Annotated in this window: 24 protein-coding genes; 7 read left to right on the plus strand and 17 right to left on the minus strand. The window is 58.5% G+C overall.

All coding sequences use genetic code 11. The features are described from left to right. The first annotated feature begins 115 nt into the window (after nt 1–115). The 5 genes from BLU15_RS24790 (at nt 116) to BLU15_RS24810 (ending at nt 6,059) form a co-directional block, all read left to right on the plus strand. Nucleotides 116–799 carry a GntR family transcriptional regulator gene (locus tag BLU15_RS24790; protein ID WP_090298909.1) on the plus strand — a complete coding sequence of 228 codons (684 nt, stop codon included), beginning with the start codon at nt 116–118 and terminating at the stop codon, nt 797–799. A 288-nt stretch (nt 800–1,087) separates the two neighbouring features. Continuing rightward, nucleotides 1,088–2,410, plus strand: a complete 1,323-nt coding sequence (locus BLU15_RS24795) for a sugar ABC transporter substrate-binding protein (protein ID WP_244546805.1) — start codon at nt 1,088–1,090, stop codon at nt 2,408–2,410. Nucleotides 2,411–2,486: 76 nt separating this feature from the next. Then, a complete protein-coding gene (locus tag BLU15_RS24800; protein ID WP_090298914.1) occupies nt 2,487–3,989 on the plus strand; it encodes a sugar ABC transporter ATP-binding protein in 1,503 nt (500 codons plus the stop codon). Then, entirely contained in the window at nt 3,989–4,975 is a 987-nt protein-coding gene (locus BLU15_RS24805; protein WP_090298917.1) for an ABC transporter permease, read from the plus strand. The genes BLU15_RS24800 and BLU15_RS24805 overlap by 1 nt, the downstream gene beginning before the upstream one ends. A 103-nt stretch (nt 4,976–5,078) precedes the next feature. Further along, nucleotides 5,079–6,059: an alcohol dehydrogenase catalytic domain-containing protein gene (locus BLU15_RS24810; RefSeq protein ID WP_090298920.1), complete on the plus strand. Its 981-nt coding sequence runs from the start codon at nt 5,079–5,081 to the stop codon at nt 6,057–6,059. A 72-nt stretch (nt 6,060–6,131) separates the two neighbouring features. On the opposite strand, the gene BLU15_RS24815 is transcribed toward BLU15_RS24810, so the two are convergent. After that, on the minus strand, nt 6,132–6,824 hold the full coding sequence (locus tag BLU15_RS24815) for an SDR family NAD(P)-dependent oxidoreductase (RefSeq protein WP_090298923.1): 693 nt from the start codon (nt 6,822–6,824) through the stop codon (nt 6,132–6,134). A gap of 45 nt (nt 6,825–6,869) precedes the next feature. Next, the gene (locus BLU15_RS24820; RefSeq protein WP_090298925.1) at nt 6,870–7,688 is read right to left on the minus strand and encodes a shikimate dehydrogenase family protein; all 819 of its coding nucleotides are present in this window, start codon (nt 7,686–7,688) and stop codon (nt 6,870–6,872) included. Between the two features lie 117 nt (nt 7,689–7,805). Here BLU15_RS24820 and BLU15_RS40665 point away from each other — a divergent pair, with 117 nt between their 5' ends. Further along, nucleotides 7,806–8,453: an iron-containing alcohol dehydrogenase gene (locus tag BLU15_RS40665; RefSeq protein WP_143034251.1), complete on the plus strand. Its 648-nt coding sequence runs from the start codon at nt 7,806–7,808 to the stop codon at nt 8,451–8,453. 23 nt (nt 8,454–8,476) lie between these two features. Then, nucleotides 8,477–8,944, plus strand: coding sequence for a dehydroquinate synthase/iron-containing alcohol dehydrogenase family protein (locus BLU15_RS40670; protein WP_176960345.1), 468 nt, complete (start codon nt 8,477–8,479; stop codon nt 8,942–8,944). 82 nt (nt 8,945–9,026) lie between these two features. Here BLU15_RS40670 and BLU15_RS24835 read toward each other — a convergent pair whose 3' ends face one another. From BLU15_RS24835 to BLU15_RS24905, 15 genes are all read right to left on the minus strand, one after another. After that, nucleotides 9,027–10,460: an NAD(P)(+) transhydrogenase (Re/Si-specific) subunit beta gene (locus tag BLU15_RS24835; RefSeq protein WP_090298933.1), complete on the minus strand. Its 1,434-nt coding sequence runs from the start codon at nt 10,458–10,460 to the stop codon at nt 9,027–9,029. Between the two features lie 13 nt (nt 10,461–10,473). Further along, nucleotides 10,474–12,045 carry a Re/Si-specific NAD(P)(+) transhydrogenase subunit alpha gene (locus tag BLU15_RS24840; protein ID WP_090298936.1) on the minus strand — a complete coding sequence of 524 codons (1,572 nt, stop codon included), beginning with the start codon at nt 12,043–12,045 and terminating at the stop codon, nt 10,474–10,476. Between the two features lie 105 nt (nt 12,046–12,150). Then, nucleotides 12,151–13,428: a hypothetical protein gene (locus BLU15_RS24845; RefSeq protein WP_090298938.1), complete on the minus strand. Its 1,278-nt coding sequence runs from the start codon at nt 13,426–13,428 to the stop codon at nt 12,151–12,153. Next, complete coding sequence (locus BLU15_RS24850) at nt 13,425–14,285, minus strand: ABC transporter permease (RefSeq protein ID WP_244546806.1); 861 nt, start codon at nt 14,283–14,285, stop codon at nt 13,425–13,427. The genes BLU15_RS24845 and BLU15_RS24850 overlap by 4 nt, the downstream gene beginning before the upstream one ends. A 9-nt stretch (nt 14,286–14,294) precedes the next feature. Continuing rightward, nucleotides 14,295–15,083: an SDR family NAD(P)-dependent oxidoreductase gene (locus tag BLU15_RS24855; protein WP_090298942.1), complete on the minus strand. Its 789-nt coding sequence runs from the start codon at nt 15,081–15,083 to the stop codon at nt 14,295–14,297. After that, complete coding sequence (locus BLU15_RS24860) at nt 15,067–16,074, minus strand: ABC transporter ATP-binding protein (RefSeq protein WP_090298944.1); 1,008 nt, start codon at nt 16,072–16,074, stop codon at nt 15,067–15,069. Before BLU15_RS24860 ends, BLU15_RS24855 begins: the two co-directional genes overlap by 17 nt. 14 nt (nt 16,075–16,088) lie before the next feature. Next, on the minus strand, nt 16,089–16,331 hold the full coding sequence (locus BLU15_RS24865) for a hypothetical protein (protein ID WP_090298947.1): 243 nt from the start codon (nt 16,329–16,331) through the stop codon (nt 16,089–16,091). A gap of 1 nt (nt 16,332) precedes the next feature. Then, a complete protein-coding gene (locus tag BLU15_RS24870; RefSeq protein ID WP_090298950.1) occupies nt 16,333–17,478 on the minus strand; it encodes an ABC transporter ATP-binding protein in 1,146 nt (381 codons plus the stop codon). A 42-nt stretch (nt 17,479–17,520) separates the two neighbouring features. Then, nucleotides 17,521–18,378: a carbohydrate ABC transporter permease gene (locus BLU15_RS24875; RefSeq protein WP_090298953.1), complete on the minus strand. Its 858-nt coding sequence runs from the start codon at nt 18,376–18,378 to the stop codon at nt 17,521–17,523. Between the two features lie 10 nt (nt 18,379–18,388). Continuing rightward, nucleotides 18,389–19,357, minus strand: a complete 969-nt coding sequence (locus BLU15_RS24880) for a carbohydrate ABC transporter permease (RefSeq protein ID WP_090298955.1) — start codon at nt 19,355–19,357, stop codon at nt 18,389–18,391. 131 nt (nt 19,358–19,488) lie between these two features. Then, nucleotides 19,489–20,913, minus strand: coding sequence for an ABC transporter substrate-binding protein (locus BLU15_RS24885; RefSeq protein WP_090298959.1), 1,425 nt, complete (start codon nt 20,911–20,913; stop codon nt 19,489–19,491). Nucleotides 20,914–20,960: 47 nt separating this feature from the next. Then, entirely contained in the window at nt 20,961–22,118 is a 1,158-nt protein-coding gene (locus tag BLU15_RS24890; RefSeq protein ID WP_090298962.1) for an ABC transporter ATP-binding protein, read from the minus strand. An 80-nt stretch (nt 22,119–22,198) separates the two neighbouring features. Then, nucleotides 22,199–22,549, minus strand: coding sequence for a hypothetical protein (locus tag BLU15_RS24895; protein WP_143034252.1), 351 nt, complete (start codon nt 22,547–22,549; stop codon nt 22,199–22,201). Between the two features lie 403 nt (nt 22,550–22,952). Then, the gene (locus BLU15_RS24900; protein WP_090298967.1) at nt 22,953–23,756 is read right to left on the minus strand and encodes an inositol monophosphatase family protein; all 804 of its coding nucleotides are present in this window, start codon (nt 23,754–23,756) and stop codon (nt 22,953–22,955) included. Nucleotides 23,757–23,765: 9 nt separating this feature from the next. Beyond that, nucleotides 23,766–24,665, minus strand: coding sequence for a MurR/RpiR family transcriptional regulator (locus tag BLU15_RS24905; protein WP_090298972.1), 900 nt, complete (start codon nt 24,663–24,665; stop codon nt 23,766–23,768). Nucleotides 24,666–24,710 lie beyond the last annotated feature (45 nt).

Consider the following 24,710-nt stretch of genomic DNA (forward strand, 5'->3'; position numbering starts at 1 on the left):
CGAAAATCTCGTATTTCCTTCTGGGCTTTTCGTGCACTAATGAAAATGGATTGTCATTCCTATGTGGGTTGCAATATATCATATAGTGTAGATAACCGGACGGGAGTAGACGATCATGAGCGTCAGCGAGCGCAAGCCAATCGACAAGGGCAACCTGAGCGAACGCGTCTATGCCAACATCCGCAATGCACTGATGGACGGTGAATTCGAGCCGGGTGACCGATTGCGCATCAGCGCGCTTGCCGACGAACTCGGTGTCTCCATTACACCGGTACGCGAGGCGATCTTCCGATTGGTCAGCGATCATGTGCTGGAAATGAAAGCCGCAACCGCCATTCACGTTCCAGAACTAACTGCGGATCAGTTGCGGGAAATTCAGCTGATCCGCCTGCTGCTCGAAGGTGAGGCGGCCAGCATTGCCGCACAGCGCATTACCCCAAAAGAACTCGATCGATTGGAGGATATCCAGACACGCTTTCAAAAGGCGGCGGCGACCGATCCCAAGAAGGCCGCCCTTCTCAACCGCGAATTCCATTTCGGCCTGATCGGCGCCGCGCGCATGCCGCTGATCTTCAATACGGTGGAAAACATGTGGGTGTTGATGGGGCCGTTGCTTCGGACTTTCCACATTGAGATGCCGAAGCGGGATCTTGCCAGCGGCAAGCACAAGCATTTCGATGTGCTCGAAGGGCTGAAGACCCGGGATGCGGCCAAGGCCAAGGCCGCGATCCAGGACGATATCCGTTGGGGTCAGGTCATGATTGAATGGCTCGAGCGCAAGAACGCAGCAAACGCCTGATCGATCACGACAGGACTAAGCGGCAGGGCTTTCCCTCCGAGCGTTAGGCGCGAAGTCGTTAAGGCATTCCGCTTTGCAATCACTTCGACGTCACGCCGCCGAAGCCGTGAACTCGCGTGCCTGCTGGATCTTGGGACCCGCAGATCCGCTATCTGTCTATTTTGGGCGATGTTATTCGCAGTTCCTTTTAAGAGCTTGTAGGGCAATATCATATATCATATATTATCATTCACTTAAAGCGGGCGACGGCAGATCGAGCAATCATCCTCTTGGCAACTGAAATATATGATGCATTATATATCGTCGGGAAGGCTGCTTCCCTTCGGATTGACTGGACGCAACCTGGGAGGAAAAGTCCACATGAACGTATTTAGGACAACAACGCTGTCACTGGCCGCAGCGGTAGGGCTTTTGGCCGTCGTCGCCACATCGGCTGGGGCCGAGGAGAAACACGACATCTACAAACTCATACCGAATACCGCTCTATCCGGCGTGGTTGATCCGCAAATGGAGGACCGCACTTCTATCAATAAGGCATTGCCGAAGAAGCCGCGTGATCCGAACAATATTGTCATCGGCTGGTCGGAAATCACACTTGGCAATCCCTGGTTTGTGGGTGTTGCCGACGGGGCCAAAAAGAAGGCCGCCGAATACGGCTATGAGATCAATCTTCAGGTTGCCGATGGCGATGTGCAGAAGCAAAGCGCCCAGATCGATTCCTTCATCGCCACAGGTGTGGACATCATCGTGATCGACCCAACGGATGTGGTGGGCGCCGCAGCCGATGCGCAGCGCGCCGTCGATGCCGGCATTCCAGTAATCGCCCTTGGTACTGTGCCCGACGCCGCCGCACCGATCGTGACCACCACGCTCGCAAATCCTTACGGCAACGGTTTCGAGGCCGGTAAATATGTGGCCCAGAAGCTCGGCAACGATACGCCGATCACCGCCGCAATGATCATCGGCACCATGGGTAACTCTACCTCCGAGAGCCGGCTGAACGGCATGATCTCAGGCATCGTTTTCGAACGCAGCAATGTACTCGGTCTCGGTCTTTCCCGTGAGGACGCAATGCTGAAGGGTTTTCATCTCTTCCAGGAAGTGAAGAACCGCGGCGCTTTCTCCTATCCGGAAGCGAAGTTCGAGGTGGTTGGCTGGGGCGCTGGGTCCTGGACGGAAGAGGGCGGCCTGACTGCAGCGGAGGATCTACTGACTGCGAACGCAGACAAGCTCAATATCATCCTCGCAGAAAACGACTTTATGGGTATCGGCGCCCTCAAAGCACTCGATAACATCGGCAAGAAGGGCATCATCCCAGTCGCTTGCGCTGCAGATGGTTTCCGCGTTGCACTCGACATGGTCAAAAGCGGTGAAATGATGGTGACGGGCGCGAACAGCGGTGTCGCCACCGGCATTGCGGCCGTGGATCTTGTGCACAAGATCTTCGGTGAAAGCTTTGACGCCAATAACCTCCCGCTCGGTTCCTATTTCCCGGCCCAGGCAATCACCGCTGAAAACGTTGCATCCTTCCTCTATCCGGACGAAAGCAATCCATTCTTCCGGTTCGAGACGCCGCCTTTCCGGACCATCCCCGAAATCATGAAGCAGTAAGCACGCTACGAGCGGGGCCACGGGTGGCGGGGCTTGCGAAATCCAAGAGCCCGCCACTGCGCGGAAGGGAGGTTCGATGAACGAAAGCAGTACTGGCGATCATGTGCGTATGGAGAACATCCGCAAGACATTTGGCGGACTTGCCGTTCTTTCGGACGCAACATTCTCCGCTCGCGCAGGAGAAGTGCATGGCCTGATGGGCGAAAACGGCGCAGGCAAATCCACGCTGATGAAGATCCTTTCCGGCGCCTACAGCCGGGATGGCGGAGATATCCGCATCGCAGGCGAGCTCGCCGATATCCATAGTCCACGCTCGGCACACCGCCATGGGATTTCCATCATCTATCAGGAATTCTCACTGGCAAAGCACATGTCTGTGGCGGAAAACATCCTGATTGAGGAACTGGGAAGCGGCTGGTTGGTCGACCGCAAGGCCATGGCTCTGAAAGCGCACGCGCTTTTGTCCGAAATCGGCTTCGGCCATATTGACGTCCAGCGACCGGTCGCTGAGCTGCCTATTGCCTACCAGCAGATCGTCGAAATATGCAAAGCGCTCTCGCGCAAGTCCTCCGTGCTGATCCTCGACGAGCCGACCGCGGTACTTACTCGGCATGAAACCGAACAGCTCTTTTCGATCGTGCGCGATTTGCGAGCGCGCGGAGTCTGCATCATCTACATATCGCACCGACTTGAAGAGATTTTCTCGCTTTGCGATCGGGTGACGGTGCTCAAGGACGGGCAGGTCACCGGTAGTCACCCGATCTCGGAGCTGACAGAGGACCGGCTGGTGCGATTGATGATCGGTCGCGAGATTTCCGATTTCTTCCCGCCTCGGCATTCGGCGATCGGTTCGACCGTGCTCAGCGTGCGTAATCTCAATGCTGGATCGCTCGTGCGCAACATATCCTTCGACCTCAGAGCCGGCGAGATTTTAGGCTTCAGCGGCCTTGTCGGCGCAGGCCGGACTGAAGCGATGCGGGCTCTCTTCGGCGCTGATGTATCGGAGAGCGGCGAGATCGTGCTTGATGGCAAGCCCCTCGCCATCACCCGTCCGCGCCATGCTATTGAAGCGGGCATCGGCATGCTACCGGAAGACCGCAAACACCAGGGCGTGTTGCTTGATCTCTCGATACAGATCAACGCACTTCTCTCCCCACGAAACCCTTATGCCAACCGGCTGGGGCGGTTAGACCTGTGCGCGGAGCGGGCTGCGGTGGTCGCGCTGGCACGCGATCTGAACCTCAAGGCTGCCTCGCTTGATGCATCGGTATCCACGCTTTCGGGCGGCAACCAGCAAAAGGTGGCGTTGATGAAATGGATCGCCTCGAAATGCCGGGTGCTGATCCTTGACGAGCCGACTCGCGGGGTCGACGTCGGGGCCAAAGTGGAGATTTACAGCGTGATCAATGCACTTGCGGCCGAAGGGGTCGGTATCATCATGATCTCTTCGGAGATGCTGGAGATCATCGGCATGAGCGACCGCGCCATCGTGATGCGCATGGGGGAAATCAAAGGCGAATTGTCGGGCAAGGAAATCGTCGAAGAAAAGCTCATCGAGCTTGCAATGGGAGTGGTCTGATGCGGGGTTCGGTCAAAGCCGTCGATCTGATTTTGAAGTACAATATTTTACTCATGCTGGTGGCGCTGCTTCTCGCTTCAAGCCTCTTGTCCGAGGCGTTTTTCACCACCCAGAATGCCTTCAACCTGCTGCGACAACTCGCTCCGCTGATGCTGGCGAGTCTGGGCATGCTGCTCGTTGTCCTCACCGGCGGCATTGATCTGTCAGTCGGCTCAGTTGCCGCCGTCGGCGGCATGGTGGTGGCATTGTCGCTGTCGGCCTTTCCAGATGCCGGAGGCGCCGGACTCGTTCTTGCGGTCCTCGCGGCGCTGGCCTCCGGCCTTGCGCTCGGCGCGGTGACCGGTTTCTTCGTCTCGGTTTTCCGCATGGCGCCTTTCATTGCGTCGCTGGCAATGATGACCATCGCGCGGGGCATGGCATATTTGATCTCCAATGGTCAGCCTATTCGCTTCCCGCGCGATCTGGTCTCCTCCCAATGGCTGACGGCTTTCGGCAGCAAAGGCGTACCTGGTGTCGGCCTGCCATGGCCCGTCGTCCTGGCTCTTGCCGTGGTTTTCGCCTTCCACTGGGTGATGAAGAACACCACCTACGGCCGCCTAACGATCGCCACTGGCAGCAACGAAGTGGCCGTGCGCCTGGCCGGCATCTCGGAGATCCGCTACAAGTTCCTTGCCTATTTCCTCTGCGGCGGCCTTAGCGCTGCAGCGGGTGTCATCGCAACTTCTCGCGCGGGCGTCGGAACGCCAATTACAGGGGCCGGGCTGGAGCTCGATGCCATCGCGGCCTGCGTCATCGGTGGAGCGTTGCTTTCGGGCGGCAAGGGTAGCGTGCTCAACACCGTCATCGGGGTCATCATTCTCGGTCTCATCGGCAACATTATGAACCTGATGAGTGTGCCAGCGTATCCGCAACAGATCATCAAGGGCACGATCATCGTGCTTGCCGTGCTGCTGCAAAGTGTCGGCGGCCGGACGATCCGCATCTAGAGAGATTGACGAAGCGGGCGGCAAGGCTGCCCGCCGTCCTCAAACCCATACTTTTCGCGGTCGATTATGCCACCTCGCTCCCAGTTAAGAAAGGACGACATTGATGAAAGCCTGGATCCACCACAAGACGGGACCCGTCAGCCTGCTTACCCAGGCGGACATCGAAAAGCCCAAGCCCGGACCCGGCGAGCTTCTTATCCGCAATTGGGCGATTGGTCTCAACCCCGTCGATTGGAAAATTATCGAGTGGGGCCATCCTGACTGGACCTGGCCACATGTGCCCGGAGTGGACGGCGCCGGGGAAGTAGCGGCTGTCGGACCTGGCTGCGGCCACTTGATACCGGGCATGCGGGTCGCCTATCACCAAGACCTGCTACGCGACGGAAGCTTTGCCGAATTTACCGTCATCCCGGCGCATGCCGCGATCCCGTTGCCGGAGGGCCTCTCCTTCGAGGCTGCTGCCGCCCTGCCCTGCCCAGCACTGACCGCAGTGCAGGCGCTGGAAAAGGTAAACCTGCCGCCAGGCTCCCGTGTGCTCGTGACCGGCGCTAGTGGTGCTGTCGGCGGTGCGCTCATCCAGCTTGCCCGTCCGCGTGGCTGGGCGATCCACGCTATTGCCTCCGTCGACAGTCACGCCCGCGTACGCGCGTTGGGCGCAGCGACAGCCAGGGACTACAAAAGGGCAGGCTGGATCGATGACCTAGCGGATCTTGCCGCCGCCTCGCCTTTCCGTGCGGTTTTCGATATGGTGAGCGGCGCCCATGCTCAAACGCTCGCAAGGCTGATCGGTGTCAATGGACACCTCGTTTGCATCCAGGACCGGCAGGAAAAGCCACCCTTTGCCCCTTTCACCACCAATCTCTCCCTGCACGAAGTCGGCCTCAATGCCATGCACCGGAATGCACACGACCGGCTTGCGTGGGGCGCACTGACGAAAGCTGGGGCGGAGATCGCCAAAGCCACGCTGGAGGGAAGTTTCGATCCGCAATTGATTGAGGTGTCACGCTTTGATGACCTGCCGGGCGCGCTCCAGCGTCTTCGCGACGGTCCCAATCCCGGCAATAGGGTGGTCAGCCTATCCTGACCAAATAGCATCCGGTTTGGCCGGGCAAGTAGGCGGGTTCCAACAAACCCGCCTTTTTCCTGGTGCCGATAATTAGGCGATCGAGTAGCCACCATCAACAGGCAGCGTCGTGCCAGTGACATAGCGAGCACTGTCGGACACGAGGAAGGCGATCACATCCGCAACGTCTTCCGGATTACCCCAGCGCCCAGCGGGAATTCGTTTAATGATACCGGCGGAACGCTCTGCGTCCTCAAACGCGCGGCGGGCGAGGTTTGTCAAGATCCAGCCCGGCGCCACTGCATTGGCACGCACGCCATCCGCCGCCCAGGCCACGGCCATGCAACGTGTCAACTCGCCTATGGCCGCCTTGCTGGAAGCATAGGCCGGGGTCTTTGGCGATCCGAAAAAGCTCCACATGGATGCGAAATTGACGACTGCGCCGCGGGCGTGTCTGAGGGCGGGAAGCGCCGCATTGGTAACAGAAAGCACCGACGTCAGGTTGATGTCGATGACCCGGGAAAACCCGTCGCGTTGCCATTCGCCGGTGTGATCGATGATGCCTGCGGCATTGACCAGCGCATCGATGCGCTCGAAGCCGGCAAAGAGAGCCTGGACTGCGGTCTCATTGCCGACGTCAAGCTCCTGATAGCTGATGCCCTCGGCAAGTGTTTCCGGCTCCCCAAGGCCAAGCGCGGTTACATGATAGCCGGAAAGGGCAAGCTTGCGAGCGGTCGCCAGACCTATGCCCGTGCCGCCGCCGGTGATGACTGCGTGTTTCTGCATTGGTATCTCCATTGAAAATGCAGTTGGAAATCTTAGAGGCTGGCGCTATTGCGCGCCGACCTCGGACGGTTGGAAAGGGGAAAGCAGGAAATCGGCGAGCAGTTGCACTTGGCCGGTGATCATGTGAACGCCACGGTGGATCGTCAGTCCACGCATCTGCGCGGCCAGAAGCAGTGGGGTTACATCGGGGTTCATAACCACTTCAGCCACCACGCTGCCCGGCCCGAGACTCGAGGGGTCGAGGGGTAGCGGGTCTTCTGTCCTCAGGCCGAGGGCTGTACCGTTGACGATGATATCAAATCCAGCTCCATCGGCCGGACCGGTCCGGATCCGGCGACCTGGATATAGCCTGACGAGGGCCGTGACCAGCGCTTCGGCCTTGTCGTTGGAACGGTTGTAGATCGCGAGATCTGCTGCGCCCGCAGCCAGGAGACCATGGGCAATACCAGTTGCCGCGCCACCCGCACCCAGCAGCAATACACGCTTGCCCTCAACCGGATGGCCCGCGTTCAAAAGCCCCCTCACGAAACCATCGCCATCGAACATGCGGCCGGCGAAGCGCCCGTCTGGCAGGCGTCGCGCCACATTGGCTACGCCAAGAGCGGCGGCCGTGCCCTCGAGTTCGTCGCACAATTGGGCCACGGCCTGCTTGTGCGGCACAGTAACGATAACGCCCGCCAGATTTTCGACTTTGCGCAGCCCCGCCCAGGCATCCGGCAGAGCGGATGGTGAGACTTCCCAGGGGATCAGCACGGCGTCATGACCGAGGCGGGCCACCAGCGGATTGAAGAATTCGGGCGTCCTTAGATGTTTCGCCGGGTAGGCCAGATGTACTACAACACGCGTTTTACCAGTGATTTTCATGACTTCGGTCCCTCCCTCCCCGACCGAGGCCGTGGAACTGTAGATTTTATTCTATATCATACATGATATATCTTTTTCATCAACCAGGATTGCCAAACCCCTGTCAAAAAATGAAAGTTGACCAGCGATGTCAATAACTCAATGGATTTCTTCAACACCAGCTTCGCCGTCTTTGGCGCGCCTGGCCGTTATCTGCAGGGGCGCGGCGTGGCACGGCTTGCCGGTCCGTGTGCGGGTACGCTCGGCGGCCATGCGGTGCTCGTCTGCGATGACATCGTGGCCGCGCTGGTGGAACCGGTGATTGCCGAGTCCTGCCGTGAAGCCGACGTGCAGCTCCAGCGGGTCGAATTCAGCGGCGAGATCAACGCGCAAACAGGTCCAATGCTTTCCCGAAGGCTTCAATTTCCCCACGGCCGGCCGACCGTAATAGCCGCCGGCGGCGGGCGTAGCATTGATGCCGGCAAAGCGCTACGGGAGGAACTAGGCGGCGGGCTGATCACGCTTCCTACTGTCGCGTCGAATGATTCTCCGACAAGCAAGAATTATGTGCTCTATGACAGTCAGCACCGACTTGCCGAGGTGCGACACATGCCGCGCAATGCTGATTTCGTTCTGGTTGACACGGAGCTCCTCGCCCGCGCGCCGAGATCCTTCTTCCTGGCCGGGTTAGGTGATGCAATTGCAAAAAATTCGAGGCCGACAGGTGCTTTGCCGCCGGCGGCCCGACGATGTTCGGTGCCTGCTCCACCCGGACCGCAAATGTGATCGCGGGGGAATGCTATCGGCTATTGATCGCTCATGCAGCTGCAGCTCATACCGCGGCCGGCACAGGCGAACCAACGGCTGATTTCGATGCGGCTGTGGAGGCGATGATCCTGATGGCGGGACCAGGCTTTGAGAGCGGCGGTCTGTCCATCGCTCATGCGCTTACGCGTGGACTATCCTACGTGCCCGGCGCAGCGAGCGCGGCGCACGGTCTACAGGTCGCTTACGGCCTGATCGTGCAGCTGGAGTTGGAAGGTAACGGATTTCCGCCCGAGCTTCTTGATCTCTATCGGGCCGTCGACCTGCCAATGTCGCTTGCAGCACTCGGCGTGACGGAACCCCGGGAGGCGGATTTCGAGGCGATTGCCGCTCCTTCTGCCAAGGCGCGGCATATCCTGAATTTCAGCCGCCCGGTTTCGGAAGCGGACTTGACCATGGCCATGCGCCTGGTGGAGGAGCGCTTTGGTCGAGCGCCACGGGCATCCGCCTGACGTTTTCCGGTACGTCCGCGCGAACGCAAAGGGGCGATCTTCGCCCCTTATTCCATTGCGACCTTCTACTGGCTTTGCCATTTCATCCAACTAGGCGGATGAGCTTTTCAAGCGACTCCCTGGCATCGCCATAGAACATCCGGGTATCCGGCTTGTAGAACAGCGGGTTCTCGATGCCGGAGTAGCCCGTACCTTGACCACGCTTGGAAACGAAAACCTGCTTGGCCTTCCAGCATTCTAAAACAGGCATGCCGGCTATAGGACTGTTCGGATCCTCCTGCGCCGCCGGATTGACGATATCGTTCGAGCCTATGACGATAGCGACGTCGGTCGACGGGAAGTCCCCGTTAATTTCGTCCATTTCGAGAACGATATCATAAGGGACCTTGGCCTCCGCCAAAAGCACGTTCATATGGCCGGGCAGCCGGCCCGCCACCGGATGGATGGCGTACCGAACGGTCTTGCCCTTGGCGCGCAGCTTGCGCGTCAGTTCAGAAACAGCCTGTTGGGCCTGCGCCACTGCCATGCCGTAGCCCGGGATTATGATGATACTGTCAGCGTCATTGAGGGCGACTGCCACGCCATCGGCGTCAATGGCGATCTGCTCTCCTGAGATTTCCATTGCCGGGCCATTTTTGCCACCAAATCCGCCGAGGATAACCGAGATAAAAGAACGGTTCATCGCCTTGCACATTATATAGGAGAGGATGGCACCGGAGGAACCGACCAATGCGCCTGTCACAATCAGCAGGTCATTGCCCAGTGTGAAGCCGATCGCCGCGGCGGCCCAGCCGGAGTAGCTATTTAACATCGAGACTACCACCGGCATGTCGGCGCCCCCAATGCCCATGATCAGATGATAGCCGATGAAGAGCGCCAGGAAAGTCATCGCGATCAGCGACCAGATGCCTGCACCATCCAGATAGAGTACCATAAGGATGACTGAGGAGATTGCCGCTGCCGCATTCAGCACGTGGCCACCGGGCAGCTTCATGGCCTTGCCATCGACCTTGCCAGCCAACTTGGCAAAAGCAATTACCGAACCGGTAAAGGTGACTGCGCCAATGAAGACACCGAGAAATACCTCGACCTTCATGATCGACTGCTCCACTGCATCCTTGTTGGCGAGCTTTGCAGCAAACCCCATGAGGCTCTCGCGCGCGAGCTGATCCATTCCAAGCACACGATCAAGCTCAAGATGGGCGTTGAAGCCGATGAAGACAGCAGCAAGGCCGACGAAGGAGTGAAGGGCCGCGACCAGCTGCGGCATTTCCGTCATTTGTACCCGCTGAGCCACGGCCATACCAGCGATGGCACCTATGACCACAACGGCGATGATGATCCATAGATGATCAACGTTGGGTGAGAGCATCGTCACGCCAAAAGCGAGTGCCATTCCTACAACACCGTACCAAACGGCGCGTTTAGCACTTTCCTGCCCGCAGAGCCCACCGAGCGAGAGGACGAAAAGAACAGCTGCCGCGAGGTAGGCGGCAGAAACCAGACCGATATTCATGAAAACCGCCCCCTCAGGACTTCTGGAACATAGCAAGCATCCGGCGCGTGACCATAAAGCCGCCTACAATATTGATGGTAGCAACCAGCACAGAAATTGCGGCAAGCGTGACCACGAGCCAATTGCCGGATCCGATCTGCAGCAACGCACCTATGACCACGATGCCGGAGATGGCATTGGTGACCGCCATCAAGGGGGTATGCAGCGAGTGCGATACGTTCCAGATAACCGAAAAGCCTATGAAGCAGGAGAGTGCGAAGACCGTCATATGAGCCATGAATTCTGCCGGTGCATAAATGCCGAGTACTGCCATCACCAGACCTCCGACCACAAGCAAGCCAGCTTGGTTGATGGTCTGCTTGCGGAAATCGGCAATCTCCCTTTCCCGCCGTTCCTCCTGGGAAATCTCCTTGGCTTTTTCCTTCGGCTTGGCAGCGGCAATTGCCGCGATCTTTGGCGCAGGAGGAGGAAAGGTGATCTCGCCAGCCTTTGTAACTGTGGCCCCGCGGATGACGTCGTCTTCCATGTTATGGACGATCTTGCCATCCTTGTCCGGCGTCATATCCGAGATCATGTGACGGATGTTGGTGGAATAAAGGGTCGAGGCCTGCTGAGCCATACGGCTCGGAAAGTCGGTATAGCCGACAACGATGACGCCATTCGGTGAGACGACGCGCTGGTCGGCCACAGTCAGATCGCAGTTGCCGCCACGCTCGGCGGCAAGGTCGATGATGACGGAGCCCGACTTCATTGTCGCGACCATATCTTCAAGCCATAGCTTTGGCGCCGGACGGCCTGGAATAAGAGCGGTCGTGATGACGATATCCATTTCCGGCGCAAGTTCGCGGAACTTCGCCAGTTGCTTTTCACGAAATTCGGGCGAAGAGGGCGCGGCATAGCCTCCAGTCGCAGCTCCATCCTGATTGCCTTCGAATTCGAGGAAAACGAAGCTCGCACCCATCGATTCGATTTGTTCGGCGACTTCAGGCCGCACGTCGAATGCGTGAACGATTGCGCCGAGACTGACAGCCGTACCAATCGCCGCAAGACCGGCGACACCAGCACCAACAATCAGCACCTTGGCTGGCGGTACCTTGCCTGCTGCCGTCACCTGGCCGGTGAAGAAGCGACCAAACTGGTTGCCAGCCTCGATCACGGCGCGGTATCCCGCGATATTGGCCATTGACGACAGAGCATCCATTTTCTGGGCGCGTGAAATACGCGGAACCATGTCCATGGCCACAGCCGTCACGCCGCGCTCTTTGAGAATTTCGAGAAGTTCTGGATTCTGTCCTGGCCAAAGAAAGCATATCAGCGTCTGATCCTGCTTCAAACTAAGTGCTTCTGAAGGCTCCGGAGGTCTCACCTTCGCGAGAATACCTGCCACGTCAATGACTGCCGCAGCGCTTTCCAGCACAGTAACGCCACTCGCTCTGTAGGCGGCATCAGTAATTCCAGCTTTTGAACCTGCACCCACCTCCACAACGCAGGAATGGCCGAGCCTTTGCAACTGGGCCGCCGAATCCGGGGTTAAGGCAACCCGGCTCTCATTCGCCGCCGTCTCTTTCAATGCACCTATTATCATCCTGACATGCCTTTCCTCTCCCGCCCGTGGGCAGGTGTCTTGTTGCATCCGTATCGAGGATCTGCCTCATTCATCCTGCGCAGCAATTTACCAACGAGGAGAAACTCAATCCTTGCGTACCCAGTGAGATCTTCGCCGAAGAAGCGCTGCTGCCAGCCAGCAAGAAGCGGGCAGGATCGCAAGACCAAAGGCCAGGCCGGCTTGGCGCTTCTGAACGATGATAATGTCCCTTCGCAAAAAGCCGCCGCCCGCTTCCGTGCGGATCTCGCCACGTCGCCTTTCATTTTCTGGCGGCACGGCAACGGTGAAGGCAGTCAGGTCTTCCTTTTCCCCCGGCTTTGCCGCGCGCACTCGGTAGCCAAACCCCGAGCCTTCCGTCTGTTCCACCTTGAGATTGCTCAGATCCATCTCGACCGTTCCTGGAGGGCCGTCCCAGCTCACGGATAGTTTGCTATTTTCTACTGGCTTTCGGCGGACCCAGGTGATGCGGCCCCTAACGGGCTCCTGCTGGGGGGCGACGACGGATAGGTATTCTGCTTCATCGAACCGGTCCGCATCCTGAAGCATCACGTAAAAGACGGAACCCGGCCTGGCGTAGACGCGCGACGCCTCGCTGTTTGCCGCAAGCGGCCTCGTCCACCGTTCTTCAGGTACTATATCGGCGACAACGGCCTGGCGCTTGCCGACATCGATAACCTCAAGCCGGCGCCGGGTCCCCGCGACCAGCCTCCCATCCAGATAAAGCGCCAAGTCGTAGCGACCGGGGGCAAGCGCCAAGCGGTAGCCGGAAACCGGCTTCGTTACTAGTCGCAGGCTTGGCTGCGGTAGTTGCGGTGGGGTCGGCCCGACAACGGATGGCGCGCGCCCAAGCCGTTTGGCGCCTGCCTCGACCAGCTTGCGTTCATAGGCAGTTTGCTGGGCTTGAGCTTCGACATAACGGCGCGCGAAATCCTTCTCCTCTGCCTGGTAGGTTGCGTAGGCGCCGGAAGCCTCGGCCTCCCAAAGGAGGCTGCCGTTACCGTTGACCACCCCGTCTGGATAGACGATGGCATAGTCCGATGGGGCGATTTCCGCTACTGTAATGCCATCCTGATCAATCCTAAGAACGCCGTTTAGTTCTTCCCGTCGCTTCTCAAAATCCACATAGACCTGACGCGATAGCGGCCAGTAGTACTCCTCGGTTCGGACGAAGGAAATCGCGCTGTCCTTTTCCGACATGAGGTACAGTGTGTCGAGCGTCGATGGTAGGAGTGTCTCCTTGTAGGAAAAACCATCCCACACCCGGCCATTGATGACGGTGGTTTCGCGGCGATCAGGCTCGAGTGCGAGTGCCTGCCCGACCGCAACGCAGCTAAACAGCAGCGCAAGCAGATTTTTCATCATCCCTGTGCTCCCCTGAGGCGTGCAACAACTGGGGCTGCGGCGAGCATCACTGCGCAAAGCACCACCGCGGCTACGGCGTCCTTGACGCGCACCGGGTCCTGCGTGAACATCCGCTCCACCATTGAGGCCAGTTGAGAGACGGGAGAGACTAGCTGTATCACCGGTGCCACGGTATCAAGTCCCGCACGCAGAAAAAGTGAAGCCAGACTCATGTCCTCCGACGGCATGGTCTTCAGTGCGCCGAGTGCACCTTCGAACGCGACAAGCAGGACAATTAGCGCCAGATAGAGCACGACTGCGCCGCGCACCGAGCGCGCCCAGGCGGAAACAAGCAGCCCAACCGCCATGACCGGGAGTACGAAAAGAAGCGTGCTCAGCAGCGAAGCGGCGTCGCCAACCCCTATCACCCCCCCGCCGAGCGGCTGCGCAATCAGGAGGTAGAGCCCGTAGATAGCGACAAGTGCAGCCAGCACGCCCAACTCGGCGAGAAATTTCGACAAGATCACCGCGCTCCAGGGCACGGGTCCGACAAGCAGCACCTCAAGTGTACGATGCTCGCGCTCGCCGCTGAGGCAGGTTGAAAGGCGCAATCCCAGCACCAGTCCAAGAAAGGCTATCACCGCCATATTGAGTGCTGCTAGCGGATCGGAGGTCACCAACACCGTCTCGGTTTCAAATGTCCGCTCGAAACCAAATCCGTAAAGAAAGGCGGTGAGGCAGACCACCGAGGCCACCAGAAAGAACCAGAAGGACGATAGCTTCGCAATCGCTTCTCGGCGAGCAAGCAACCACAACAGTCGGGCAATGCCCACCGGTTCCGGAGATTTTCTGAAGGATGGGGGCCTGACATGTTCCATGACACCCACTCACATGACCGTGCGAATGAGACCGCCGTCGATCCGCAACGCCGAGCCATTGACGATGCCGGTCCGCTCGCTCCCAAGGAAGGTGACGAAATCCGCCACCTCCTGCGGCTTCGAGAGACGCTGGATGAGAGATGTCGGTCGATTTTCGGCAACAAAACGGCGCTCCGCTTGCGACGTCTCCTCGCCGGGGTACAGACCGGCGATCAGATCCGCTACGCCTTCAGTGCTACAGGGGCCTGGAAGCACGGAATTGACCGTGACATCCGTGCCCTTCGTCGTCTCTGCCAGATTGCGGGCGAGCGAAAGCTGCATGGTCTTGGTTGCGCTGTAGGCTGGCATTTCCGGAGCCGGATTGATGCCGGACTCACTCGCCATGAAGATGACGCGGCCGGAGTTGCGCGCAAGCATCAGCGGCAGATAGTGACGGGCAAGCCGAACGCCACTCATCACATTCACTTCAATAAGATCGTACCAGCGATCATCCCCTGCCTTGTAGATATCGACGGCCTCGTAGATGCCGAGATTTATGACGAGCACGTCCACGTTTGGACATGCTGCTATCAGCGCATCACAGCCTTCGCGCGTACCAGAATTACCCTGTGCTTTTTCCAGTCGGGCGTCGGGCAACTCGGCCTGGATACGGGCTACCGCACGGTTGATCGTCTCGCCGCTGCGGCCGTTGATAACTACGGTAGCGCCTTCGGCTGCCATTGTTCGAGCAATTGCGAAGCCCAAACCGCCTGTGGACGCGGTGATAAGGCAGCGCTTATTCTTATATCCGAGTTCCATGTAATATACCCCTCCCTGGGTGAAGCTGATGGTGGACCAGCGCAGGACCGGCGCCGTCTGCGCCTGTAAGGCCGATGAAAAGATCTTCCAGTGTCGGAACGGTCACGGTGATGGCGAGCACCGTCACGCCCGCTAGAGCAAGCAGCCGGGCAACTTCCGCCCGTGCGTGCCGGGCATCGGCGGGCGGATTAGTTAGAGTAAGCTCGAGATGGTTGGTCGCCCGTTCGCAAACGGAGGCGATGCCTTCGATGAGAGCGATGCGGCTAGTGTGATCACGAACCGGTTCAAAAAGCTCAACCGAGACCGCGCCGCGGGCGGTTGCGACAGGCATCAGGTCTACCTGCCGGCCGGAGGCTATAACCTTTCCCTGTCGCATGAAGATGACGCTGTCGCAAATGCGCTCCATCTCGGCGAGCTGGTGGGAGGAGAAAAGCAAGGTCACGCCCTGCCCCTTCATTTCCCGGAAGATCGCCCGCATATCAGCCATGCCGTTCGGATCGAGCCCAAGCGTGGGCTCGTCGAGAATAAGGAACTCCGGTCTGTGCAAAAGCACACGCGCCAAACATGCGCGCTGTTGCATGCCACGCGAAAATGTGCCGAGCCGCCCGCGCACCGATGAAAGGCCAACCCGCTCCAGGACCTCACCAACCCGCTGGTCTTCGTCACCGACATCGTAAAGACCGGCAAAGAAATGGAGATAGGCGCGCGCAGTCATATCCGGATAAATGCGGGGCTTTTCCTGCAGGAAACCAATCCGCGAGCGGACATCCCTGCGACGGAAACCGTCGCGGACGCCCAAAAGTTCGATCTCTCCCGCATCTGCTCCGACGAGCCCCATGACGATGTTCATGACAGTTGTCTTCCCCGCGCCGTTGGGTCCGAGAAACCCGGTGATTTCACCGCGCGAGACCGTAATGTCGACCTGATCGACCGCCCGCTTACGACGGAAGCTCTTGCTCAGTCCGCGAATGGTCAAAACATTGCCTGTCATGGCGTCGGCGCTCCTTAGTAGGGAAGCGGCAGCGTGTAGAGCCGCGCCAGGTTTATGACGATCATGGTGACGCCGGCGGCCAACAGAAACTCCATCGGCCAAGCGAGAAGCCGCGCACGATCATTCCAGAACTTCAGCGCGATGATGACAACCACCGCCGTCATGGAGGCCGGCCAATGGGACGTACCACCGGTGATCGCGGTGCAGGAGGTCAGAAGCAGCGCCAGGATGAGAAAGAGGACGACGTTCGATTTCATCTCAGAACTCCCTTTCGTGGGGCGCGCTCGATGGCGCGTGGGCGATTGTCCGGCCCGTCTGCGCGTCGAATATGTAGAGCCAGTTGGGATCGAAACGCAGTGCGAGTGGGCTCCCCTCTTCCTTGGAGAGATGGGCTGTTTCGGTTGTGGATGTGCGCGTCGTCAACATTACGGAACCGCAGGACAGCACATACAGGTTCTCCGCTCCTGTAGGCTCAAAGGAATAAAGGGCGGCGCGGATCGTATGCTGCTCATCAATCGTCTCCCGGACAGAGATATGTTCCGGACGGATACCGAGCCTGACTCTGCTGCCGTCGAGATCACCGAGGCGATTTTCCCGGGCCCAGTCTGGATCGAGCGGAACGAGGAAGTCATCGACTACAGCGCAGAGTGCACCTTTCACCTGTGCGATGCGCGCGTCGAAAATGTTCATCTGCGGCTCGCCGACGAAAGTGGCGACGAACTCAGTCGAAGGTCGCTCGAAGATCTCGCGCGGAGTGGCGAATTGCAGCATCTCTCCATCCTTCATCACGATGATGCGGTCGGCCATCGTCATGGCCTCCAACTGGTCATGTGTGACGAATATGGTGGTTACGCCGACACTCTTCTGAATATGACGAAGCTCTGCCCTCATCTGCCCGCGCAGTTGAGCATCAAGATGGGACATCGGCTCATCCATCAAGAAGACGTCCGCGTCACGCACAAGCATCCGGGCGATGGCGACCCGCTGTAACTGTCCGGCGGACAGTTGGTCCGGTTTGCGCTGCAGGACTTCGGTGATCTGCATGGTGCGGGCAACAGCGTTGACCTTCTCGGAAATTGCCTTCTTGTTCAGACCGCGCACCTCGAGCGGATAGGCGATGTTGCCGAAAACGGTCAAATGACGGTAGAGCCCGTAGTCCTGGAATACCATGCCGACATTGCGGTGCCGCGGGCGCAAGAAGGTGACGTTGCGTCCGGCGATTGCTATGCGCCCGCCGCTGGGCATTTCCAGACCGGCAATCATGCGCAGCGTCGTGGTCTTGCCGCAGCCGGAGGGGCCGAGCAAGAACACGAACTCGCCGTCCTTCACCCGGATATTGACGTCGCTGACGGCCTTGAAGGCTCCGAACTCCTTGATCAGGCTATCGATGTGAATATCAGCCATGGGCTTCCGTCCTCCCGTTTCCGCGATAGCTGCCGAAAGATTTCATTTGCGCACTACTCCTTGCGAAAGGCCGCTTATGAGCTGGCGCTGGAGCAGCAAAACAAAAAGTATAAGCGGCGCGGTGATGAGCACGACAGCGGCGCCAAGCACATTCCATCGAATATCGGCCCCGATGGAATATGCCATGATCGCGGGCGGCATCGTCTTGGCTTGTGTGCTGGTAAGGAAGGTCGCGAAGGCGAACTCGTTCCACGAAAGGATCATCACGAAGATTGCCGTCGCAGTGATCGAGGGCATCATCACCGGTAGCGTCACCTTGCGGAAGGCAGCAAACCAGGTGTCCCCGTCAACCATGGCGGATTCCTCGTAACGGCGCGGGATATCACGGAAATAGCCGGTTAACATCCACACGACGAAGGGAAGCTGCATGGCGGTGTATAGGACGATAAGCCCAACCAGCGTGTCGAGAAGCCCGACTGTCTGGAAGGTCACGAAGATCGGAATCAGCACTGCTACCGGCGGCATCATGCGGTTAGTCAGCACCCAGAACGACACGTCATCCCGGCCGGCGAAATCGTAGCGCGCCAGCGCATAGGCGCAAAACATTCCGATCGTCACCGAAAGGAAGGTCGATGCTAGCGTCACGACAACGCTGTTGACGAAGTTCTTCATAATCCCCTTTTCGAAGATCAGATAATCGAAGGCTTCCAATGAGGGAGTGAAGAACCAGCTCGGCGTGGCAGAGGACGCGGCGGCACCGTCCATGAAGCCGGTCATCACCACCCAGAAGTAAGGAAGGAAATTTACCACGCAGACTAGGATGAGAACCACATAGACCCAACCATTGCGCTGCATTGGCGGTGCGGCAGGAGATTGCGGGGAATAGGAATGCTTTTTCATCGGACTTGCCTCACTCTGCGACTTCGGTGCGGGAGCGGAATACACGGATGAAGACGAAGCTCATGACGATGATGATCATCATCATTATCAGCGAAAGGGCCGCTGCTTTGGATGCATCGAAGAATTCAAGGCCTGTCTTTGTCAGAAACACGTTGAGTGTAGTCGTCGCATTGCCAGGTCCACCGCGGGTCATGATCACGATCAGCTCGTATGTGCGGAAGGCATCCATCGTGCGTATTATCACGGCGATGAGGATCGCCGGGCGCAGCAGGGGCATGGTGATTGTCCAGAACACTCGCCAGGAACCGGCCCCGTCAATCTCAGCCGCCTCATAGGGTTGGCGCGGGATGGACGAGAGACCTGCCGAGAGCATCAGAAACATGAAGGGTGTCCATTCCCACACGTCAACGAAGACCAGGGTCTGGAAAGCGACGGTGGGGTCCGATAGGAACGGAATTTCACCAAGGCCAAGCGCCCGTGTGATGCCGCCGACGTAATAGGTGACGAGACCGGCGCCCGGATAGAACATGTAGCGCCAGATCAGCGCCGCGACGAGCGGTGGCAGGATCATCGGGATCAGGATGAATACCCGCAGGAAACTGATGCCCCTCAACTGACGCTGAAAAAGCAACGCCAGCCCAAGCCCCAACCAGAACTCGATGAACACAGCTTCTAGTGTGAAGATCAGGGTCTTGCGCAGCGCATGCCAGAATTCCGGATCTTGTACGACGGCCTGGTACTGATACAGGCCGACGAAGAAGCGCGGAATGTAAGGCTTTGACAGGATCACGTTATGGCCCGCGATATAGAGCGAGTAGAGGAACGGATAAATGCCGATCGCAAACAGGATGATAAGGGTCGGCGCCATCAGGACCCATGGAAAGACGGCCCGGTTGGATGGTCCAAAGCGAGCGAGCGTGCCGCGCTGGCCATAGGATGTCAGGGCCGCCCTCGTGCTGGTGTGTTCCGAGATCGTCATATCTCAGTTCCTTGCAAATTTGGTTCAGTGACAGCGTGTCGATGCATCGCGGGAGGCATGGCGCCGAGGCGCCATGCCTGCTTCGCGGTTAGCCCGGATACTGCGTGCAGCACGGGGCTCGCCTTGGGAAGTCAGTTCCACTGCGACGGTAAGCGGTCGTAGTAGCTCATGTCGCGCCAGCGTTGCTGCGGCAGGTCGTTGCGGCCCGGTATGTAGTAGCCACCCTTGCGCATGGCTTCGCTCATGCGCTTTTGCATGTTGGCGGCCGCAGTCTTGCTATCGATCTCGCCAATCCACACGCGATTGCCTTCCTCGCCCATGATATCGGATATTTCCGCCCATTCCGGAACGCGGATGCGCTCGTCAGGGTTTGTCTCCTTCAGCATGAAGTCATACACTGCCGGCCACCACGGCTGGTACTTCGCCAAAGTTTCGCTCTTGTAGGTCGAATGGCGGGAGGGACCAGCGCCATACTGGGTCGCCCGCTCCTGCACGTCCTTGGAGGTGATCCATTGGATGAATGTCCAAGTCGCCTCCTTGTTCTTGGAGTCTTTGGAAAGACCGAAGGACCAGGCACCAAACCAGGGATCGATCATCCCATCCGGACCGGCGGGGGTGTGCAGATGCACATTCTTGCCCGCCACCTTTGCCTGGGTCGCGGGATCCTCGAAGAAGCCTTTGACGAAGTCCTGGTAGTTCCAGGTACCGAAAGCATTGCCGGCCTGATAGACGGCTGTGGCTTCGCCGATGCCCCAATTGGCACTATCGGATGGCATGAACTGCTTCAGGCTGATGAAATAGTCCATAGAGGCGACCGTGCGATCGTTGTCGATGGTGATTTTCCAATCCTTGTCGACATACTCGTCGCCCCTGGTTTGCGGAGTCTGGAAGGCATAGAGATAAGGCAGGTAGGTCACGCCCCAGAACCAGCGGCCTGGAATGTTGGCGAAACCGATCATGTTGGATTCGGGATTGTTGACCTTCTTGGCCGCATCGAACATGTATTTGGTAGTGAATTCCGGAGAAAAACGTTCGGGCAGCTTGAAGCCAGCCTTTTCGGCAATATCGGCTCGAAAGGTGGTGCCGACAGGGCCGGCGCCGATCGGGATCGTGTAGAGCGTGTCGTTGAATACGCCCGTACCGCTGATCACGCGCGGCAGGAAATCGTCAATATCGTAGTTGGTCTCGGTGAGATCGGCGTTCTTTACATAGGACATGAGGGGCTCAAGGAAGCCAGCAGCCGCGTATTCGGCAAGCCACATGACGTCCACGGCATAGAAATCATATGTGCCGGTGCCTTGCTGCATTTCCACCAGCGATTTCTGCCGGTAGTTTTCGAAAGGCACTTCGTCCACGACGACCTTGATACCGTATTTTTGCTCGAACTCCGGAAAGAATTTCGAGAGAGCCGCAAATTGCGGCATGGATGGCGCGAGGAAATGGATTTCGTTGCCGGCTAGTGCCTTCTGGGTCGTGGTCTGTGCGCGGGCGGGCATGACAAGTGTGATCAGCGAAAGTCCCGCCGTCATCGCCGCCGTGAGTTTCTTAGTGCTCATTTTCTCCTCCTTTTGTTGATGGGTGCATGCAAATGACCATCGCCTCACTAAAGAGCGGGGATCGCCTCCCTCCCCCGCTCAGTGAAACGGGCCTGGCGCACAGTGCGCCCGGTGGCGGTGTCGAACAGGTAGACAAAGTCTGGATCGATGCGGAAAGCGATGGGTGCGCCTGTCGTGCGGGGATGCGCATGAGCCGCATCCACCGATGTCATCACACGGATGATCTCGTCTGCGACCTCGATGTCGAAGATCACGCGGGAGCCGAGAGTTTCCACGGCAAACACCTTGCCTGTCACACGACAGCGATGCTCGGTGTCCAGTGGGCAAAGCATCAGCTGTTGCGGCCTGAGGCCCAGGACGTAGTCCGCATTTGGCGAGAGGGGCTCCCCTGCCCTGATCCAGTTCGCATCCACCTCGATGTCGGACCGGCCGATCCTCAGATGGAAGCGTCCGGCCGTTTCTCGCACGACCGCCTTCATCGTATTCATGGGCGGTTCGCCGACAAAAGTGGCGGCAAACAGAGTTTCCGGCCGGTCGAAAAGCTCCTGCGGCGCGGCGATCTGCTCGACGCGGCCTTTGTTGATCAGCACGATGCGGTCGGCCATTGTCATGGCTTCCAGCTGGTCATGCGAAACGTAAAGCATGGTCGCCTTGAATTCGCGCTGCAGCCGCTTGAACTCGACCCGCATGCGGGCCCTCAACTGAGCGTCGAGATGTGAGATTGGTTCGTCGAGGAGGAAAACATCCGCATCGCGCACCAGCGCCCGGCCGATGGCCACGCGCTGCATCTGCCCGCCGGACAGCTGGTTCGGCCGCCGCTCCATCAACTTGACGATCTGAAGAGTCTCGGCGACGCCCGTGATATGCTGCCGGATCTCACCTTCGGCCATATTCCGGATGCGCAACGGGTAGGCCAGGTTTTCGAAGACCGTCAGATGCGGAAAAAGCGAGTGCTTATCATAGACCATCGCAAGATTACGCTCGCGAGGCGTCCAGTGCGTCACATCGCGTCCACCGATCATGATGCGACCACTGGTCGCCTCCTCGAGACCGGCGACCAGCCGCAGCGTTGTTGTCTTGCCAGCACCGGACGGTCCAAGCAGAAAAACAGCTTCCCGATCGGCTACATCCAAGCTTATCCCCCGAAGTGCATCGAAGCCACCCTTGAATGCTTTTGCCAGGTTTTCAATATACAGGTCGGCCATGGTTTTTTCCGGGTTTCAAATTCAGTGAGTTGCTCGGACTGGGTTGTGCATGCCGCGTATCGCCATCCCTTCACGGTCGGCTATGCAGCCAGCCCTTTAATGCGTAGCGCCGCCTCGGCGCGTGAAATCCCCCGCCGGACCAGGGATGTCGGAACGGCCTCGTCAAAAGCTCTTTCAACCGCGCGCCAGCGGCAGGCCTGTTTTTGAAGAAGGAGGCTAACGGTCATATCGGTTGACACCACAGCGTTGGCCTTGACTTCGATCCAGCCGACGCTTTTGAGCATCAACCGCTGAGGCTCCGGTGCTCGTTGGCAACCGAAGAAGATGATGCTCCACGGGCTTTTGAAGCGGGCGCACTCCGCCATCGCCAGACGGTTTTCGTGATGCCCGGTGGTCGTCAATTCAAGCTTGTTCGCGAGTTTATTGTCCATTGCCTCCGCGCCTCCCATGGCAACAGGTTCGCGCTTTCGCCGTTGATCCCTCCAGATCAATCGACCAGATCCGCAACAGGTGCTGATGACCGAGCGAATAAGCCGTGGCGAACTCCATCCCGATATAAAACTAATTTCTTTCTGTAGTATTTGCAAGAAAAAAAATTTTACGCCATTGTGAAAGTCGATAATGTGATTGTCGCCCTCTCGGAATAATTCTGCGCGAATTTGGTAAAAGCGCGAAACGGGCAGCGCTAAAGGCAGCCGCCGCTAACTCCATTCGCGGTGAACCCTTGCGGATCTAGTCATGACGGGACGGGCAAGAGCGAACCTCGCTCCACGCAATTTCGCTCGGAAAGACCTGGGATCAAAGGGGGATTCTGAGCCTATCCGAAAAGCGTCGTCACTGCTGATGCAGGATATCAGTGAGAATGGGATAAAGCGCTGGCCCAGCTGCGATCACACGGTCACCCTTCCGCAAGTCGATGCCGTCGCGCGGATAGGGAGCCGAAACGCCGCCCGCCGCGCGGATGATCGCAAGGCCCGCCACCGCATCCCAGGCCCACATATGCCGCTCAAAATAGCTGTCTACGCGCCCGGCGGCGGTATAGGCAAGCATCAGCGCTCCCGCTCCTACCTGGCGAAAGCTGGCGCCAGCGGCAACCAGTTTTTCCATATCGGCGGCGAAATCGGTAGGGCGGACTCGGTGGTTGTGGCCTAGGCCGAGCGCCGCCTTGTCGAGGCGATCTATGGCACTGACGTGGATCGGCCGCCCATTGCAGGTGGCCGCCATTTCCTGCGCGCCTGTAAAAAGTTCATCCCGTATTGGATCGTAGATCACGCCCAGCAACGGCTCGCCAGCAGACCACAGTCCGATCGAAACGCACCAGTTATGGGCCCCCTTCAGGAAGTTGGAGGTGCCGTCCAGGGGATCAACGCACCAGATGAGCGCCGCATCGGGAGGCCCGGAAAGGCCTGTCTCCTCACCGAGGAACCCATCCTGCGGAAAGGCGTCACCAAGAAGCCGCCAGATGACATCCTCCGCCTCCCGATCGGCATTCGATACGAAGTCGTTCAGACCCTTCTGCTCGATGTCCAGGCGTTCCAGCTTTCCGTAATGTGAAACAAGCAGGGCGCCAGCTGCCCGAGCCGCCGTTATGGCAGCGGCAAACCGCGCCGAATGCGCATCGGCTGATCGGTAAGTCATATCATCTCCTTAGTAGCGCGTCAGCGCAGTGACGTCGGATGTCCGTTCAAGGCCCTCTATGGCACTGCCGAAATTGCGGACCGCATAAAGCGAGTAGAGCACGTCTATGACTTGAAGCTGAGCGATCTTGGAGACCATGGATTCATGATATTCGCCCGGGCCCACCACACCGGTGACAGTCGGCGTGAACAGGCAAATATCCGCATGGCGCACGATTGGAGAATCGGGGAACGAGGTGATCGCAAGCGTTGTTGCTCCGCGAAGCTTTGCTTCCCGCAGGCTGTCTACCGTGGAGATGGTGCGTCCGGAGTTTGACACCCCGATCGCCAAGGAGCTTGGGCCAAGGGTCGAGGTGGAAATCTGGCGTATACCGAGATCACGGAAAAACAGGCAGCGCTTTCCGACGCGCATGAAGCGCAGCAGGGCGTTTTCCACACAGAGCAGCGATGCCCCCATCGCAAAGAAGCCCATCACATCCGCCGCCTCGATTGCAGCCACGGCTTGCTCCAGCGCTCCTTCCGCAAGTCCGGACCGCGTGTCCGAAACTGTCATGGCGTAGCGTGCAGCCACTTTTGAAAGCACGGAAGACGTGTCGTCCTGATCTGTGATGTCCTCATACACATGCCGATCGGTAATGTAGGGTGCGGCCGAATTGCCCTGAGAGAGCTCTTCGGCAATCAGGATCTTGAAATGCTGGAAACTGTTTACATCGATCTCCCGGACGAAGCGGGTGACGGTCGATTCCGACACCTCGCATTGCACCGCAAGATCTTTGATGGAGATTGACTTGATTTCCTCCGGCGCCCTCAGGACCCGGTCCGCGATCCGTCGCAGCGCCGGGTTCATGTAACCAGCCTTCCAGCGGATCCGCATCAGGATCGATTGCTTGTTGTCCGTTCCGGTATCCATCGACCAAAGCCTCCGATTGCATTGCTTGCAATTCTATATCTGGCT

It is taken from the genome of Ensifer sp. YR511 (genome assembly GCF_900103045.1).
Taxonomy (GTDB): Bacteria; Pseudomonadota; Alphaproteobacteria; order Rhizobiales; family Rhizobiaceae; genus Ensifer; species Ensifer adhaerens.